Raw genomic sequence first — 15,423 nt, 5'->3', positions numbered from 1 at the left:
CCGACCAGGTGCGGCGGCCCTCGGCGTATCCCCAGGTGCGTACGGCAGGATGTGCGGCATGCCCAGTGCAGAGACGACGCGAGCAAGCGTGCGCGAGCCGGAACCGGTCCAGCCGACCAGGGAAGACGAGGTCGCCGAGACCGGCAGTGAGCTGATCGGTGGCCCCCTGGGACGACGAGCCCTGCTCGGGACGACCTGGTGGACCCCTGTGCGGGTCGTTGCCCTCATCGCGATCGGCATGTTCGCGCTCGGCATGGTGCAGAAGCTGCCGTGCTACGACGGTGCCTGGTTCTTCGGAGCCAGCTCCCAGTACACGCACGCGTGCTACTCGGACATCCCCCACCTCTATCAGGGGCGTGGCTTCGCCGACGGGCTCGTGCCGTACTTCGACAAGCTCTCCGGCGACATGGACTACCTCGAGTACCCGGTGCTCACCGGTGTGTTCATGGAGGTCGCCTCCTGGCTCACCCCGAGCAGCGGCAGCATCCAGGACCAGGAGCAGATCTACTGGATGGTCAACGCCGGGATGCTGATGGTGTGCGCGGCGATCATCGCCGTATGCGTCTCGCGTACGCACGCTCGGCGGCCGTGGGACGGCCTGCTGGTCGCTCTGGCGCCCGCCTTCGCACTGACCGCGACCATCAACTGGGACCTGCTGGCCGTCGCTCTGACGGCCGTTGCGATGCTGATGTGGTCTCGGGGCCGCTCCCTCGCCTTCGGCGTCCTCCTGGGGCTTGCTACGGCCGCCAAGCTCTATCCCGTCCTGCTGCTGGGGCCGCTGCTGATGCTGTGCTGGCGCGCGGGCAAGTGGCGGGAGTTCTGGACAGCCGTCGGGGGCGCACTCGTGGCCTGGCTGGCCGTGAACCTGCCGGTGATGGTCTTCGCCTTCGACGGCTGGTCGAAGTTCTACACGTTCAGCCAGGAGCGGGGCGTCGACTTCGGTTCCGTGTGGTTGATCCTCTCCCAGCGCTGGCAGAGCTCCCTGCTCACCACGGACAACGTCAACACGTTCGCCACGATCCTGATGCTGCTCGCGTGCGTGGGCATCGCGGCGCTCACGATGACGGCTCCCCGCCGCCCGCGCTTCGCGCAGCTGGCCTTTCTGATCGTCGCGGCCTTCATCCTCACCAACAAGGTCTACTCGCCCCAGTACGTGCTGTGGCTGGTCCCGCTCGCCGTGCTGGCCCGGCCGCGCTGGCGGGACTTCCTGATCTGGCAGGCGTGCGAGGTCGCGTACTTCCTGGGCATCTGGATGTACCTCGCGTACACGACGAGCGGAGACGCCCACAAGGGCCTTCCCACCGAGGGGTACCAGGCGGCGATCGCCGTGCACCTGCTGGGGACGCTGTACCTGTGCGCGGTGATTGTGCGCGACATCCTCATGCCGGAGCGGGACGTGGTGCGCCGAGCCGGCGACGACGATCCGTCCGGGGGCGTACTCGATGGCGCGGAGGACGTCTTCGTACTCGGCGCCGCGGCTCATCCACCGCGTCATGCGGCGCACTTCGACGCGCCACAGGTCGAATGGGGCAGCAGGAGCCAGGCCGCGGGCGACAGTTCGCTCTGAGCGAACAGGCTCTGGGAAGCTACGCAAAAGGCCGTACACGGAGTCCGTGTACGGCCTTTTCGGTTTGCGTGCCCGGCGATGGCTCCCGGGCTGTCAGCGGATCAGCGCTCGACGACCCGGTCGAACTGCGTGGTGGTGTGCCGCAGATGGGCCACCAGCTCCTCGCCGACCTTCGGCTCCGGGGCGTCCGAGGGCACGAAGAGGATCGAGACCTGCATGTGCGGGGGCTCCGCGAACCAGCGCTGCTTGCCGCCCCAGACGAACGGGGAGAGGTTCCGGTTGACCGTCGCGAGGCCGGCCCGGGCGACGCCCTTGGCGCGCGGCATGACGCCGTGGAGCGCCTTGGGGGCCTCCAGACCCACACCGTGCGACGTACCGCCCGCCACGACGACCAGATAGCCGTCCGAGGCCGCCTTCTGCTGCCGGTAGCCGAAGCGGTCGCCCTTGGACACCCGGGTGACGTCCAGCACGGCCCCGCGGTACTCGGTCGCCTCGTGGTCCCCCAGCCACAGCCGCGTACCGATGCGGGCGCGGAAGTGGGTCTGCGGGAACTGCTGCTGGAGACGGGCGAGTTCCTCGGCCTTCAGGTGGCTGACGAACATGGTGTGCAGGGGCAGGCGGGCAGCGCGCAGCCGGTCCATCCAGCCGATGACCTCCTCGACGGCATCCGAGCCGTCGGTGCGGTCCAGCGGCAGATGGATGGCGAAGCCTTCCAGCCGCACGTTCTCGATGGCGGCGTGCAAGTGCGGCAGGTCCTGCTCGCTGACACCGTGCCGCTTCATCGAGGACATGACCTCGATCACGACACGGGCCCCCACGAGGCCGTACACGCCGTCTATGGACGACACGGAGCGGATGACGCGGTCAGGCAGCGGCACGGGCTCCTCGCCCCGCCTGAAGGGCGTCAGCACCAGCAGATCGCCGCCGAACCAGTCCTTGATCCGGGCGGCTTCGTAGGTGGTGCCGACGGCGAGGACGTCCGAGCCGAGGCGGGTGGCCTCGTCCGCGAGCCGCTCGTGGCCGAAGCCGTAGCCGTTGCCCTTGCAGACGGGGACGAGCCCCGGAAACTGCTCCTGCACGTGCTTGTGGTGTGCCCGCCAGCGCGCGGTGTCGACGTAGAGCGTGAGCGCCATGGCCGGTCCCGGAACCTTTCTCGTGGCTGCGGTGTATCAGAGGTATGAAAAGGAATTGTGGCGGATCCGCCGGGCCGGCGGGGCGATGCCGGGTGGTCTCGGTGGTGCGGCCCCCGGATCGGGCCGTGTCAGCGGCGCGACATGTAGATGTCGAGGGCCTTGTGGAGCAGCTTGTTGAGCGGGAAGTCCCACTCGCCGAGGTACTCCGCGGCCTGTCCGCCCGTGCCCACCTTGAACTGGATGAGGCCGAAGAGGTGATCGGACTCGTCCAGCGAGTCGGAGATGCCGCGCAGGTCATAGACCGTCGCCCCCAGGGCGTACGAGTCGCGCAGCATCCGCCACTGCATCGCGTTCGAGGGCCTGACCTCCCGGCCGATGTTGTCCGAGGCGCCGTAGGAGTACCAGACGTGACCGCCGACGACCAGCATCGTCGCGGCGGACAGGTTCACGCCGTTGTGCTGGGCGAAGTACAGCCTCATGCGGTTGGGGTCCTCGCTGTTGAGGGCCGTCCACATGCGCTGGAAGTACGAGAGCGGGCGGGGCCGGAAGTGGTCACGGACAGCCGTGATCTCGTACAGCCGCTGCCACTCCTCCAGGTCCTGGTAACCGCCCTGGACGACCTCGACGCCGGCCTTCTCGGCCTTCTTGATGTTGCGGCGCCACAGCTGGTTGAAGTTCTTGTGGACCTCTTCCAGGGAGCGGTTGGCCAACGGCACCTGGAATACGTAGCGGGGCTGTACGTCGCCGAAGCCGGCGCCGCCGTCCTCACCCTGCTGCCAGCCCATGCGGCGCAGCTTGTCGGCGACCTCGAAGGCCCGGGGTTCGATGAAGTCGGCCTCGATGTCGCGCAGGCGCTTCACGTCGGGGTTCTGGATGCCGCCCTTGATGGAGGTGGCCTCCCAGCGCCGGATGATCACCGGCGGGCCCATCTTCACGGAGAAGGCGCCCTGCTGCTTGAGATGCGCGAGCATCGGCTGCAGCCAGTCGTCGAGGTTCGGCGCGAACCAGTTGATGACCGGACCCTCGGGCAGATAAGCGAGGTACCGCTTGATTTTGGGCAGCTGGCGGTACAGCACGAGGCCCGCGCCGACCATCTCGCCGCTCTTGTCGTCGAACCAGCCCAGGTTCTCCGAGCGCCACTCTGCTTTGACGTCTGCCCAGGCGGGGACCTGCATGTGGCTGGCCGCGGGCAAGCTCTGGATGTATGCCAGATGCTGCTCTCGGCTGATGGTCCTCAGGGTCAGGCTCATTCCGGGCGCTCCTCGGGCTGGTGTGTCCCCATGGGTACAGGGGCTCCGGCTCTCGCGCCGAAGCCTACTGCGCCCTGCGAGCGCCTCGTCTGGCCGTATGCAACCTGGACCCCGGCCAGTGCGGGGTCAGGTCGTCCCGAGGTGTTGTCCGGCCGCTCGGCCGGCGGTTCCCGAGGGGATCAGCCGATGACCCCGCCGAAGAGACCGCCGTGCGCCATGCCGATGAAGAAGCCCACGGCAGAGGCACCGAGACCCAGGATCAGCCCGAAGCGCTCCCGGGTCGTCTCCGAGATGAACTGCCCGCCCGCGCCGGTGAAGATCCCCACCAGCCCGGTCCAGGAGCTGAGCAGATGGAGATTGTCGAAGTACGAGCTGATGATCGCCGTCGCCCCGAGGACCAGGGTCACCGCGAGCAGCGTGTCCTGGAGGGGGTGGGGCTTGTGGTCGGTGGCGAGCAGGGATCCGACGGAATTGGGTCGCAATGTCTGTGCCATAAGGCACCTCCTGCGGAAGGCGGCGCATCGTAGCGCCATACACACCCGATGTGTACAGACTGACGGTCACCCCGGTCGGATTTCAACCCGAAGCCGCTGTGCGGGTAGTCTGTACCCTCTGCACCGGTGTCTGCCCAGGTTGCGGCCGGGTCTGGACCCAGGTCACGGCCCTGATCACGACAGGTAGCCCGTTCGGTTCGCCGATCGGGAAGCCCGATTGTCAGTGGCGGCCGATACCGTTGCGAACGCATCACAACCCTCCTGCCACGGAACGACCGTGGCCGCTGAGTCCAAAGGAGGTGGGTTCCACATGCGTCACTACGAAGTGATGGTCATCCTCGACCCCGATCTCGAAGAGCGCGCTGTCTCTCCGCTGATCGAGAACTTCCTCTCCGTCGTCCGTGAGGGCAACGGAAAGGTCGAGAAGGTCGACACCTGGGGCCGTCGTCGTCTGTCCTACGAGATCAAGAAGAAGCCCGAGGGCATCTACTCGGTCATCGACCTCCAGGCTGAGCCTGCGGTCGTCAAGGAGCTCGACCGACAGATGAACCTGAACGAGTCGGTCCTCCGGACCAAGGTCCTCCGTCCCGAGATGCACTGAGCTCTCCAGCTCAGCTGATCTCGGGCATCGAGTAGCAGCAGCACTAGCAGCCAGCAGCAAACCCGCCGAGAGGTTCCCCCATGGCAGGCGAGACCGTCATCACGGTTGTCGGCAATCTTGTCGACGACCCCGAGCTGCGCTTCACCCCTTCCGGTGCGGCGGTCGCGAAGTTCCGTGTCGCGTCCACTCCCCGCACCTTCGACCGTCAGACCAATGAGTGGAAGGACGGCGAGAGCCTGTTCCTGACCTGCTCGGTCTGGCGTCAGGCGGCGGAGAACGTCGCAGAGTCGCTCCAGCGAGGCATGCGCGTCATCGTGCAGGGCCGGCTGAAGCAGCGGTCCTACGAGGACCGTGAGGGCGTCAAGCGCACGGTCTACGAGCTGGACGTCGAGGAAGTCGGCGCCAGCCTGAAGAACGCCACGGCCAAGGTCACCAAGACCACGGGTCGCGGCGGCCAGGGTGGTTACAGCGGCGGTGGCGGCGGTGGCGGCCAGCAGGGCGGTAGCTGGGGCGGAAGCTCCGGCGGCGGTCAGCAGGGTGGCGGCGGTGCTCCCGCCGACGACCCCTGGGCGACCAGCGCTCCTGCCGGTGGCAACCAGAGCGGCGGCGGCGGTGGCGGCTGGGGCGGAAGCTCCGGCGGCGCCGCTGGTTCCGGCGGCGGCTACTCGGACGAGCCCCCCTTCTAGGGGAGGGGTTCGTACCCCCACTTCTTGATCACACAGGAGATACACCATGGCGAAGCCGCCTGTGCGCAAGCCGAAGAAGAAGGTCTGCGCATTCTGCAAGGACAAGGTCACGTACGTGGACTACAAGGACACGAACATGCTGCGGAAGTTCATTTCCGACCGCGGCAAGATCCGTGCCCGCCGCGTGACCGGCAACTGCACGCAGCACCAGCGTGACGTCGCCACGGCTGTGAAGAACAGCCGTGAGATGGCGCTGCTGCCCTACACCTCCACCGCGCGATAAGGGAAGGGTGACCGACAAATGAAGATCATCCTCACCCACGAGGTCTCCGGCCTCGGTGCCGCGGGCGACGTCGTCGACGTCAAGGACGGTTACGCTCGCAACTACCTGATCCCGCGGAACTTTGCGATCCGCTGGACCAAGGGTGGCGAGAAGGACGTCGAGCAGATCCGTCGTGCTCGCAAGATCCACGAGATCGCGACGATCGAGCAGGCCAACGAGATCAAGGGCCGCCTCGAGGGCGTCAAGGTCCGTCTGGCCGTTCGCTCCGGCGACGCCGGTCGTCTCTTCGGTTCCGTCACCCCGGCCGACATCGCCTCGGCGATCAAGGCTTCCGGTGGCCCCGAGGTCGACAAGCGCCGCATCGAGCTGGGCGCGCCGATCAAGACCCTGGGCGCCCACCAGACGTCCGTGCGTCTGCACCCCGAGGTTGCCGCCAAGGTCAACATCGAGGTTGTCGCTGCCTGAGTGCAGCTCTCGGCATAGCTGAGAAGAAGGGCCGCATCCCCTGGGGTGCGGCCCTTCTGCATGGTCGCTGTCTCGCTGCTCTTCGCGCGGCTGACCGGCATTCCGCTGGCGGTGTTTCACGTGAAACGCTCGGTTTCACGTGAAACACGTCGTTGAGGGGCCGGTGCCGGTGCCGGTGCCGGTGCCGGTGCCGGTGGGGGCGGGGCGAGCGAGGCGAGCGGGCCGCTGGGCAGGTCGAGCGTGCCGCTCAGCGCGTCGCGCCCGTGACGATCCATCGTCCGGAACGGGAGCGCAGCCACAGGGTCAGCATCCGCATGATCATCATCAGCGTCATCGCCGCCCAGAGAGCGGTCAGCCCACCGCCGAAGGTGGGAACGAGTAGCGCGGCCGGAGTGAAGACCGCCAGCGTGAGGATCATGGCCCACGCCAGATACGGTCCGTCGCCGGCACCCATCAGTACTCCGTCCAGCACGAAGACGATGCCGCAGATCGGCTGGGAGATGGCCACGACCAGGAGAGCGGGCAGGGCGGTGTCCTGGACCATGGGGTCACTGGTGAACAGTGGCAGGAACAGCGGTCGTGCCGCCACCACCAGCAGGCCGAGTACGACTCCGACGGCGACGCCCCACTGCACCATCCGTCGACAGGCGGCACGAGCGCCCGCCGCGTCGTCCGCGCCGAGGTACCGGCCGATGATGGCCTGGCCGGCGATGGCGATGGCGTCGAGGGCGAAGGCGAGCAGGCTCCACAGGGACAGCACGATCTGGTGCGCGGCGATGTCCGCGTCGCCCAGCCGGGCGGCGACTGCCGTGGCGATCATGAGGATGGCCCGCAGCGAGAGGGTGCGGATCAGCAGGGGTGCGCCGGCCTGGGCGCAAGCCCGGATGCCGACGGCGTCCGGCCGCAGCGAGGCGCCGTGCTTCCGGGCTCCTCGGATGACGACGTACAGATAGATGGCGGCCATGCCGACCTGGGCGATGACCGTGCCCCATGCCGAGCCCGCGATGCCGAGATCCGCGCCGTAGACGAGGCCGACATTGAGGGCCGCGTTGGCCACGAAGCCGGCGACAGCGACGTACAGAGGGGTCTTTGTGTCCTGCAGCCCGCGCAGGACACCGGTGGCGGCGAGCACGACGAGCATGGCGGGGATGCCCAGGACGGAGATCCGGAGATACGTGGTGGCATAGGGCGCGGCGGTTTCCGAGGCGCCGAAGAGTTCCACCAGGGCCGGCGCGGTGGGCAGGGTGACGGCGATGACGGCCGCGCCGATCAGGAGGGCGAGCCAGATGCCGTCCATGCCCTGACGGATGGCGGCCCGCAGATCACCCGCGCCCACCCGGCGGGCGACCGCTGCGGTGGTGGCATACGCGAGGAAGACGAAGACGCCGACGGCTGTCATGAGAAGGGCCGAGGCGATGCCGAGGCCGGCGAGTTGGGCGGTGCCCAGATGGCCGACGATCGCACTGTCGGCCATGACGAAGAGGGGCTCGGCGACCAGCGCGCCGAAGGCCGGGACGGCGAGCGCGACGATCTCTCGGTCGTGCCGGCGTCGGACGGCCTTGGGGGTCGCGGGAGCCTGTGTCATGAGCACCAATCTAATCTTCCACAGGTAAGAGATGCAATGCCTAAATGACCCTTACTTTCCCTCCGGTCGCGCAGGCGGTCGCAGACCGTTCGATACGAACTTGGCCCGACTGGGAAAGTTTTTCTTCTGCACAGCCGGTGGACGGGAAAATAGCAGGTCAGACCCGTTGGCCTCAGGAGGCTGAGTGCTTGTTCACAGGCCTGTCCACCGGGTCGTGCACAGGTTTTGCGGGGTTCTCCACAGCATCCGGGCCGTCGTCCACATGGCCTGTGGATAACCAGATTGGCTGACGGTGCCGGCAGGCCTAACGTGGGGCGTCGCCCGCTCTCTCCTCCGTCCTCGGGAACCTGGCAAAACCGACGCGTCAGAACCGGAGTTGGGTCGCTCATTTGTCAGTGCCGTGCCGTAGAACAGAGGGGCACGGCTAGGTCCGCTCGGCGGACGGGAGGAGGTGGCTCGGTGAGTATTTCCGAGCCCTTGGACGACCCGTGGGCCGACAGCGGTCCCAGTGATCGTCTGCCCGCCTCTCGTCAGCGCCGCGACGGTGGCCGGGGCCGCGACGAACAGCACGACCGCGGCCGGGAAAACGGGGAGTGGGACGGCGGAGGGTCCTCCTTCGAGCGCGTCCCCCCGCAGGATCTGGACGCCGAACAGTCCGTCCTCGGCGGCATGCTCCTGTCGAAGGACGCCATCGCTGACGTCGTCGAGGTCATCAAGGGCCACGACTTCTACCGGCCCGCGCACGAGACCGTCTACACCGCGATCCTCGATCTGTACGCGAAGGGCGAGCCGGCCGACCCGATCACGGTGGCGGCCGAGCTCACCAAACGCGGGGAGATCACCAAGGTCGGCGGCGCATCGTATCTGCACACCCTCGTCCAGACGGTCCCCACGGCGGCCAACGCCGAGTACTACGCGGAAATCGTCCACGAGCGAGCGGTCCTGCGCCGCCTGGTGGAAGCCGGCACACGCATCACGCAGATGGGATACGCGGCCGACGGCGACGTCGACGAGATCGTCAACAGCGCCCAGGCCGAGATCTACGCGGTCACCGAGCAGCGCACCAGCGAGGACTATCTGCCGCTCGGCGACATCATGGAGGGCGCCCTCGACGAGATCGAGGCGATCGGCTCGCGCAGCGGAGAGATGACCGGGGTGCCCACCGGCTTCACCGATTTCGACTCGCTCACGAACGGTCTGCACCCGGGCCAGATGATCGTCATCGCCGCCCGCCCCGCCATGGGTAAGTCGACGCTCGCTCTGGACTTCGCACGGGCCTGCTCGATCAAGAACAATCTCCCGAGCGTCATCTTCTCGCTCGAAATGGGCCGCAACGAGATCGCGATGCGTCTGCTGTCCGCCGAGGCCCGCGTCGCCCTGCACCACATGCGGTCCGGCACGATGACCGACGAGGACTGGACGCGCCTGGCCCGAAGGATGCCCGACGTCTCCGCGGCCCCGCTCTACATCGACGACTCCCCGAATCTGTCGATGATGGAGATCCGCGCCAAGTGCCGCCGCCTCAAGCAGCGCAACGACCTCAAGCTCGTGGTCATCGACTATCTCCAGCTGATGCAGTCCGGCGGCTCCAAGCGCGCGGAAAGCCGCCAGCAGGAGGTCTCGGACATGTCCCGAAACCTCAAGCTGCTGGCCAAGGAGCTGGAACTCCCGGTCATCGCGCTCTCCCAGCTGAACCGTGGTCCGGAGCAGCGCACCGACAAGAAGCCGATGGTCTCGGACCTGCGTGAATCGGGTTCCATCGAGCAGGACGCCGACATGGTCATCCTGCTGCACCGCGAGGACGCGTACGAGAAGGAGTCGCCGCGCGCGGGCGAAGCCGACCTGATCGTGGCCAAGCACCGTAACGGTCCGACGGCGACCATCACGGTCGCCTTCCAGGGCCATTACTCACGCTTCGTGGACATGGCGCAGACCTGATCGGCCGCTTGTAGGGTCTCAGATTTCATGTCGGAATCTCATGGCTGATGTCGGGTCAGAGTCGGATGCGACACCGTCTTGAGACTCGCAGGTCATGTCGTCACTCGTTTGGGTGAAGTCCTGGGCGAGTGATCCCGCCCGGCATGGAGCCGTTCACCGTCACCACCGAGCAGGGGCGCCGCGACTGGCGGGACATGCTGCTGGGCATCGAACAGCGGGTGGTGCTGGCTGACAAACACCCCGGCATGATCGCCGACGACTTGTCCGACTACCTGTTCGCCCGCAGCACCGGCCACATCGGCTCCCTGATGACGCTGATCAACTGCGGCTGCCAGAAAGCCGTACGCACCGGCGCCGAACTACTGAACGAGGAACTGCTGAGCACCGTCTCCCTCGCCGAGTGGCAGCGGGCCCGCGACGCGGGCCGCCTCGGTGATTACGACAGCAGATTCGGGATCACTGCCGAGCTGCCCGTCTCGGAATGGGAAGGCCACGACCCCGAACAACTCACCTTCGAGGAGTTCGAGGATGTCTGGGGCTCTGCCCGTCAGCAGATCGCATCCCGGCCCGGCTGACCTCTCGGCGCCGCACTGGTGTGAAGATCGTGGAACTCCAGCGCGACCCGTCGGCAAGATGAACCTCGGCATCGACGTTGCAGACCTCCTCGATCGCCTCGTCCGGTTCCACGAGGAAGAGCACCTGGAAGCCGGCGGCCCGAACCCGGTAATAGGGGGCCTCCCAGCCGGCATCAGAAGCCCGACCCTCAGACGCCGGGCCCGCCTGTTGCGGCATCGACGCCGTCACTGAAGCTCCTCACCCGGCGGTATGAAGGCGTCGGCGCTGTCGGCGTCCTCCACATGCCCCTGAGCATCGACCGTGATGGCAGTCGCCCGGCCCTGCGAAGTGATCAACCAGGCCAGCACCTGCTCCGTGAGAGGTGATCCACCCGGCCCTTCATCCGTCCAGTGTGCCCGCCATCCCCCACCGGGTATCGCGGCAACCACCTGATCGGCCCGCTCCAAGTGGGAGAAGTCCACGTAGGCCGTGACCTGGCGCAATGCCCCTCGCTGCGGGTCGACCACCAAGGCTGCCCCGGTTGCGGGATCCCATCCCTCCACACGCACCATGCGACCGATCTCGGTCTCAGTGCCATTGAAGATGGTGGTCCATCCGGTCTGAGTGAAGTATCGGAGTTGCATGGCGTCATGAGCCCGGAGGTCCGGCGACCTGCTCGACCTCCGTGTCGTGGAAGCCGTGGTTATCAAGAAACCGGCAGGCCGGTGATGCTGATGACAAAGACCCGACGGACTGTGGAAGCGGACCCAGACATTCCTGTAGGGCTCACGAAGCTTGTAAACGACCGGCGGGCAGCCGGGCCAGCGTTGCTGCCACGGATCCGTCAGAAGCACCCGCACATCTCCAGTCAGTGGAGCCGCGACTGGCTCCCCAAGCAGGGGAGGCCGCCGAGCAGGTGGGAGAGAGCGCGGTCAGTGGATTTGATGCTTTCTATGCTGGTGCCCACGTTCACTCGTTGGGGGACTCCGTTGCCGGTGGGATACCGCACCGCCAGCAGTCGTTCGCGTGGTCGTCCTGGCAGACGTAGCCGATGGCACCATCCACGCACCATTCGGCGGCCTCCTCGGACAGCAGGTCGGGCCCGGCAAGGAGCAGCCGACGAAATTCCGTGGTGTCCGCAATGTCGGCCGGCCGGTTGGTGAACCACTCGTCGAACCAAGGCTTGTCCTGGTGTATGCGCCAGTGCGCATTCTCCCGGTCGTCGACAGCCGTAAGGAACCGATCGACGATGCGCCCCCAACTCGGTGCTCCGAACCAGCCGTTGTCGGACGCACAGAAGGATTCGATCAGGGTTCGCAGGCCGAACTCCTTCTCGCGAAGGCAGTACCTTCGCCCCCATGAGATCGCGACCTGTGCCATCTCTGCGAGTTCTTCTCGCGGATCAACCCCGTGCGCCGGGTCGTCAGGGTTGTGGCAGGCCAGCCCGAGCTCGAGTACGGACTGCCCTGTCGGTAGAACCCGGGACGGGTTGACGATCGCGAGACCGAGACCGATCCAGTCGACATGGTCGAACGACAGCATCGAGCGCACGAGTCGGGTGGTTGCCGTGTTGATCCGCATCATTGTGCCGTCGTGGAGCGGACTCTTCCCGGCATGCCAGTTCTCGACGGGTGTGTTGCGCCACACGGCGAGCGTGATGCGGGTGGCAGCGAGCCACAGCAGGGCGTCGTCGTCGAGGTGCCCGAACCGCTTGGCACACTCCTGGGCGCCGTAGGTGATCAACTCTTCCGGTTTCGGCCACCTGTGGCTGTCGGGCCCTTCAGGCCCTTCAGGCGCGTACTCGTAGTCGTCGGCGTACTCGTCGAGGATCGCGCTCAACTCGGCTGCGCTGTAAGCCTCGCTGTACTCGGAGCTGTCCGGCTCCTCGACGGTGTACATGTCGTGGTCCCAGGAGACGTACACGTCGCCCCAGAGCACGACGTCATCGCACTCGCTGGCGTTGTCCGTCACAACCGGCCTGATGGTGATCGGGGCAGTACGCCCGTCGGTTCGCTCGCCGTCCTTCTTGGCGGCCCATGCGGTGATGATCCCGAGCGGCTTCGGAAGGAGAGGGCCGACCTCGGTGATGCTGAACGGCTCGTCGTCGTCATCGGTGTCGAACCGGCTGTTGACGAACGCGACCGCCTCGGAGGGCGTGCTGACGATGGACTGGGTACCACTCTGGTTGTCAACCACTCGCAACAACGGGCTGTTCTTCACGATGCTCTCCGATCGCGGTGAACGTACCCGGGGCAGGTGCGATGCACCGGGTCGCTCGATACTGACTCCGATTAGGTACTCAAAGGGGCCGGGCTGACAGGCTGCACTCGTGGCCCTCAACGATGCCTGGACGCTGGTTGGGCCGAAACCACCCCCGAGCAGGCCAGGGAGGCTGCCGTTTTCCGGTGCTGGCGGCCTCGGGACCGGCCCGATCTCGCCGCACTCTAAGCGCAGGGTCTGACATCCGGACCGGGCAGCAGGTTCATGCGGTCAACAATGAGCGCATGGACGTCCCTGAGTTGCTCGAAGCAGCTTTCCTGTTGGTTCCGGAAGAGACCGCCACCGAGAATGACATCACGGTGGGAGACGTCTGGGACTACCTCGTTCACGACGAGTGGGAGATCGCCCTGGGTCTGCTGGAGGAGTTTGGGGAGGCTCACTCGCTCCCTTTGGCTTTCTGGGAGAAGCTCGCCGAAGCGGCTGATCAGCTCCAGCTGGAGCGGAGTGCGGCTTGGTGCCATTGGCGATGCTCCGAGCTCCGCAACGGCGTGATCAGGGCGGATTTGACGCTCCGCCCTGCCGCCGAGGCGCGACGCACGACGCCAATCTCCGGCGCGGGTGTTCTGCGGCCCATGTGGGACATCGGTCTCCTCTCACCCACCGGCGGACGTGCGGTCAGCATCGCTGGGCTCTGGGTTGAGAACATGCCCATGCTGGAGCCCGGCGGGCGAGCCACGGTTCGCCTTGTGCCCCTCACTCCCTCCCACTGGACGCACGTCCAGCCCGGCCAGCAGATCACCATGCACGAGGACCGAGCCGTGGCTGGCACCGCAGTCATCCTGGAGGTTTGCCTCCCTGCCACCGTCATGCCCGCGCGATGACATGAACTGCTTGCCGGTGCACGTATCTCCGTACGTGGTGGTGCACTCAGACGGGACGCGGACAAGCGGTGCAGCCGGCTGGGCAGTCTGAGGAAATGACACCGATCTGAGACAGCCGCCTGCCGACACGTCGCGAGACTGGAGGGGAACGTCCAGGTCATAGCGTCGGCGCATGACACCGAAAGTGAGCACCTACACGCGGTGTGCGGCGGCCTGGGGGACATGGTCGAGGTGTCCGGCGAAATGCGCTCGACGCGTGGGGCCCGGCCGGGTGGACTGGGGTCATGACGACACCTCAGGAAGAGCTGCTTCCGGCTACGCGCCGGGCCTTGCTGCACCGTATCGCCACTGGTCAGGCCGAGGGACGGGCGCCTTCGCTGGTTGCCGCGGTCGTCCGGGGGCGGGAGGTGGTGTGGACGGGGTCGCGCACCTCGGTCGAGGGGCACGGGCCGGACGAGAACGTGCAGTACCGGATCGGTTCGATCACCAAGACATTCACCGCCGTACTCGTCCTGCGGCTGCGGGACGAAGGTGTGCTGGACCTGGGCGACCCACTGGAGAAGCATCTGCCGGGGACCGGCGCGGGGGAGGTCACGATCGCCGAACTGCTCGCGCACACCGGCGGGTTGGCGGCTGAGTCGCCCGCTCCCTGGTGGGAGCGCACGCCGGGCTCACTCCGGCCGGAGCTCGCGGATGTACTGGGGGATCAGCCGTTCCGGCATCCGGTCGGGCGGCGGCACCACTACTCGAACCCCGGATACACGTTGCTGGGCGCACTGGTCGAGGAGTTGCGGGGAGCGCCCTGGGAACAGGTGCTGCGGCGCGAGGTGCTCGAACCGCTGGGCCTGGACCGCACGAGCGGACAGCCCCAGGCACCGCATGCAGGCGGCTGGGCCGTGCATCCCTGGGCGGACGTGATGCTTCCCGAACCGTCCGAGGATCTGGGCCGGATGGCTCCGGCCGGACAACTCTGGTCCACCGCAAAGGACTTGGCCCGGTTCGCCGTCTTCCTCGCCCGGGGTGACGACCGGGTGCTGAGCGCGGAATCCGTGCGGGAGATGCGTACGCCCGCTGCGCCTGCCGAGGCGGAGGACGTGGCGGCCGGCTCCGCCTATGGCCTGGGGCTGCAGATCCAGCACCGTGACGGCCGGATCCTCGTCGGCCATTCCGGCTCTCTGCCGGGCTTCCTGGCGAACCTCACGATCAGCGTGGAGGACGACCTGGCGGCCGTGGTGCTGTCCAACTGCACGTCCGGTCCCCTGGTGGCGGCCGTCGGCGCCGACCTCGTACGCGTGGTGGCGGAGGCCGAGCCCCGGATCCCTGAGGCGTGGCGGCCGCTGCGCGAGATCGATACGGACGTACTGGAGCTGGCGGGCCAGTGGTACTGGGGGACTCAGGTCTTCGCATTGCGGCTGACGGCTGACGAGGGCTTGTCGCTCGGGCCGCTCTCCGGCACCGGCCGACGTTCGCGGTTCCGGGCCAATGGTGACGGGACGTGGACGGGGCTGGAGGGTTACTACGCGGGCGAGCTGCTGCGTCCCGTACGGCGGGCTGACGGGTCCCTGAGCCATCTCGACCTCGGGTCGTTCGTGTTCACGCGTGAGCCGTACGACCAGGGCGCTCCGGTGCCGGGTGGAGTCGATCCCGAGGGGTGGCGAGGGATCAAGTAGGAGCGGTCACGGAGCCGGGGGGGGGGGGTGGGGAGGGAAAAAAGGCCCCGCCGCCCCCCACCGAAAAGGCCGCCGCACCCCCGAGGTATAGAGGA

The 15,423-nt window shown here is 67.2% G+C and carries 14 protein-coding genes and 1 pseudogene; 9 read left to right on the top strand and 6 right to left on the bottom strand.

The features are described 5' to 3' along the window. Positions 1 to 58: 58 nt before the first annotated feature. Positions 59 to 1,567: a glycosyltransferase family 87 protein gene (locus ACFVYF_RS05590; RefSeq protein ID WP_389451204.1), complete on the top strand. Its 1,509-nt coding sequence runs from the start codon at positions 59 to 61 to the stop codon at positions 1,565 to 1,567. A 101-nt stretch (positions 1,568 to 1,668) separates the two neighbouring features. Here the strand turns inward: ACFVYF_RS05590 and ACFVYF_RS05585 are convergent, their stop codons facing one another. The 3 genes from ACFVYF_RS05585 to ACFVYF_RS05575 all read right to left on the bottom strand — a co-directional run bounded on the left by ACFVYF_RS05585 (position 1,669) and on the right by ACFVYF_RS05575 (position 4,444). After that, positions 1,669 to 2,700: an alanine racemase gene (locus ACFVYF_RS05585; RefSeq protein WP_383290593.1), complete on the bottom strand. Its 1,032-nt coding sequence runs from the start codon at positions 2,698 to 2,700 to the stop codon at positions 1,669 to 1,671. A 128-nt stretch (positions 2,701 to 2,828) separates the two neighbouring features. Further along, positions 2,829 to 3,950 carry a peptidoglycan bridge formation glycyltransferase FemX gene (gene femX, locus ACFVYF_RS05580; RefSeq protein ID WP_389451201.1) on the bottom strand — a complete coding sequence of 374 codons (1,122 nt, stop codon included), beginning with the start codon at positions 3,948 to 3,950 and terminating at the stop codon, positions 2,829 to 2,831. A 179-nt stretch (positions 3,951 to 4,129) separates the two neighbouring features. Continuing rightward, positions 4,130 to 4,444 (bottom strand): hypothetical protein, encoded by a 315-nt coding sequence (locus ACFVYF_RS05575; RefSeq protein WP_389451198.1) that lies wholly within the window; start codon positions 4,442 to 4,444, stop codon positions 4,130 to 4,132. A 310-nt stretch (positions 4,445 to 4,754) separates the two neighbouring features. Between ACFVYF_RS05575 and rpsF the strand changes: the two genes are divergently transcribed. From rpsF to rplI, 4 genes are all read left to right on the top strand, one after another. Continuing rightward, positions 4,755 to 5,045 (top strand): 30S ribosomal protein S6, encoded by a 291-nt coding sequence (gene rpsF, locus ACFVYF_RS05570; RefSeq protein WP_016644628.1) that lies wholly within the window; start codon positions 4,755 to 4,757, stop codon positions 5,043 to 5,045. A gap of 80 nt (positions 5,046 to 5,125) precedes the next feature. Beyond that, the gene (locus ACFVYF_RS05565) at positions 5,126 to 5,731 is read left to right on the top strand and encodes a single-stranded DNA-binding protein (protein WP_389451195.1); all 606 of its coding nucleotides are present in this window, start codon (positions 5,126 to 5,128) and stop codon (positions 5,729 to 5,731) included. Positions 5,732 to 5,777: 46 nt separating this feature from the next. After that, entirely contained in the window at positions 5,778 to 6,014 is a 237-nt protein-coding gene (gene rpsR / locus ACFVYF_RS05560) for a 30S ribosomal protein S18 (protein ID WP_003949403.1), read from the top strand. An 18-nt stretch (positions 6,015 to 6,032) separates the two neighbouring features. Then, the gene (rplI, locus tag ACFVYF_RS05555; RefSeq protein ID WP_383290606.1) at positions 6,033 to 6,479 is read left to right on the top strand and encodes a 50S ribosomal protein L9; all 447 of its coding nucleotides are present in this window, start codon (positions 6,033 to 6,035) and stop codon (positions 6,477 to 6,479) included. A gap of 247 nt (positions 6,480 to 6,726) precedes the next feature. On the opposite strand, the gene ACFVYF_RS05550 is transcribed toward rplI, so the two are convergent. After that, positions 6,727 to 8,064 carry an MATE family efflux transporter gene (locus ACFVYF_RS05550; protein ID WP_389451192.1) on the bottom strand — a complete coding sequence of 446 codons (1,338 nt, stop codon included), beginning with the start codon at positions 8,062 to 8,064 and terminating at the stop codon, positions 6,727 to 6,729. Between the two features lie 459 nt (positions 8,065 to 8,523). On the opposite strand from ACFVYF_RS05550, the gene dnaB reads away from it, so the two are divergent. Both dnaB and ACFVYF_RS05540 read left to right on the top strand, forming a co-directional pair. After that, on the top strand, positions 8,524 to 10,002 hold the full coding sequence (gene dnaB, locus ACFVYF_RS05545; RefSeq protein ID WP_389451189.1) for a replicative DNA helicase: 1,479 nt from the start codon (positions 8,524 to 8,526) through the stop codon (positions 10,000 to 10,002). A gap of 386 nt (positions 10,003 to 10,388) precedes the next feature. Continuing rightward, positions 10,389 to 10,577: pseudogene (locus ACFVYF_RS05540) on the top strand (hypothetical protein); the annotation flags it as partial. Between the two features lie 225 nt (positions 10,578 to 10,802). Here ACFVYF_RS05540 and ACFVYF_RS05535 read toward each other — a convergent pair. Both ACFVYF_RS05535 and ACFVYF_RS05530 read right to left on the bottom strand, forming a co-directional pair. Continuing rightward, the gene (locus ACFVYF_RS05535) at positions 10,803 to 11,201 is read right to left on the bottom strand and encodes a hypothetical protein (protein ID WP_389451186.1); all 399 of its coding nucleotides are present in this window, start codon (positions 11,199 to 11,201) and stop codon (positions 10,803 to 10,805) included. A 325-nt stretch (positions 11,202 to 11,526) separates the two neighbouring features. Next, positions 11,527 to 12,777 carry a hypothetical protein gene (locus ACFVYF_RS05530; protein WP_389451183.1) on the bottom strand — a complete coding sequence of 417 codons (1,251 nt, stop codon included), beginning with the start codon at positions 12,775 to 12,777 and terminating at the stop codon, positions 11,527 to 11,529. Between the two features lie 284 nt (positions 12,778 to 13,061). On the opposite strand from ACFVYF_RS05530, the gene ACFVYF_RS05525 reads away from it, so the two are divergent. Both ACFVYF_RS05525 and ACFVYF_RS05520 read left to right on the top strand, forming a co-directional pair. Beyond that, the gene (locus ACFVYF_RS05525; RefSeq protein ID WP_389451180.1) at positions 13,062 to 13,658 is read left to right on the top strand and encodes a hypothetical protein; all 597 of its coding nucleotides are present in this window, start codon (positions 13,062 to 13,064) and stop codon (positions 13,656 to 13,658) included. 284 nt (positions 13,659 to 13,942) lie between these two features. Next, positions 13,943 to 15,328 (top strand): serine hydrolase domain-containing protein, encoded by a 1,386-nt coding sequence (locus tag ACFVYF_RS05520; RefSeq protein WP_389451177.1) that lies wholly within the window; start codon positions 13,943 to 13,945, stop codon positions 15,326 to 15,328. Positions 15,329 to 15,423: the final 95 nt, after the last annotated feature.

Origin of the sequence: Streptomyces sp. NPDC058274, assembly GCF_042881375.1 — a bacterium.
Taxonomy (GTDB): Bacteria; Actinomycetota; Actinomycetes; order Streptomycetales; family Streptomycetaceae; genus Streptomyces.
The sequence above is the reverse complement of the archived record's forward strand: the minus strand, read 5'-3'. Positions and strand labels throughout refer to the sequence as shown.

Excerpts from the sequence above, each read along its gene's own strand:
- ACFVYF_RS05590 (WP_389451204.1), top strand. The coding sequence starts at position 59 with ATGCCCAGTGCAGAGACGACGCGAGCAAGCGTGCGCGAGCCGGAACCG.
- ACFVYF_RS05585 (WP_383290593.1), bottom strand. The coding sequence starts at position 2,700 with ATGGCGCTCACGCTCTACGTCGACACCGCGCGCTGGCGGGCACACCAC.
- femX (WP_389451201.1), bottom strand. The coding sequence starts at position 3,950 with ATGAGCCTGACCCTGAGGACCATCAGCCGAGAGCAGCATCTGGCATAC.
- ACFVYF_RS05575 (WP_389451198.1), bottom strand. The coding sequence starts at position 4,444 with ATGGCACAGACATTGCGACCCAATTCCGTCGGATCCCTGCTCGCCACC.
- rpsF (WP_016644628.1), top strand. The coding sequence starts at position 4,755 with ATGCGTCACTACGAAGTGATGGTCATCCTCGACCCCGATCTCGAAGAG.
- ACFVYF_RS05565 (WP_389451195.1), top strand. The coding sequence starts at position 5,126 with ATGGCAGGCGAGACCGTCATCACGGTTGTCGGCAATCTTGTCGACGAC.
- rpsR (WP_003949403.1), top strand. The coding sequence starts at position 5,778 with ATGGCGAAGCCGCCTGTGCGCAAGCCGAAGAAGAAGGTCTGCGCATTC.
- rplI (WP_383290606.1), top strand. The coding sequence starts at position 6,033 with ATGAAGATCATCCTCACCCACGAGGTCTCCGGCCTCGGTGCCGCGGGC.
- ACFVYF_RS05550 (WP_389451192.1), bottom strand. The coding sequence starts at position 8,064 with ATGACACAGGCTCCCGCGACCCCCAAGGCCGTCCGACGCCGGCACGAC.
- ACFVYF_RS05535 (WP_389451186.1), bottom strand. The coding sequence starts at position 11,201 with ATGCAACTCCGATACTTCACTCAGACCGGATGGACCACCATCTTCAAT.
- ACFVYF_RS05525 (WP_389451180.1), top strand. The coding sequence starts at position 13,062 with ATGGACGTCCCTGAGTTGCTCGAAGCAGCTTTCCTGTTGGTTCCGGAA.
- ACFVYF_RS05520 (WP_389451177.1), top strand. The coding sequence starts at position 13,943 with ATGACGACACCTCAGGAAGAGCTGCTTCCGGCTACGCGCCGGGCCTTG.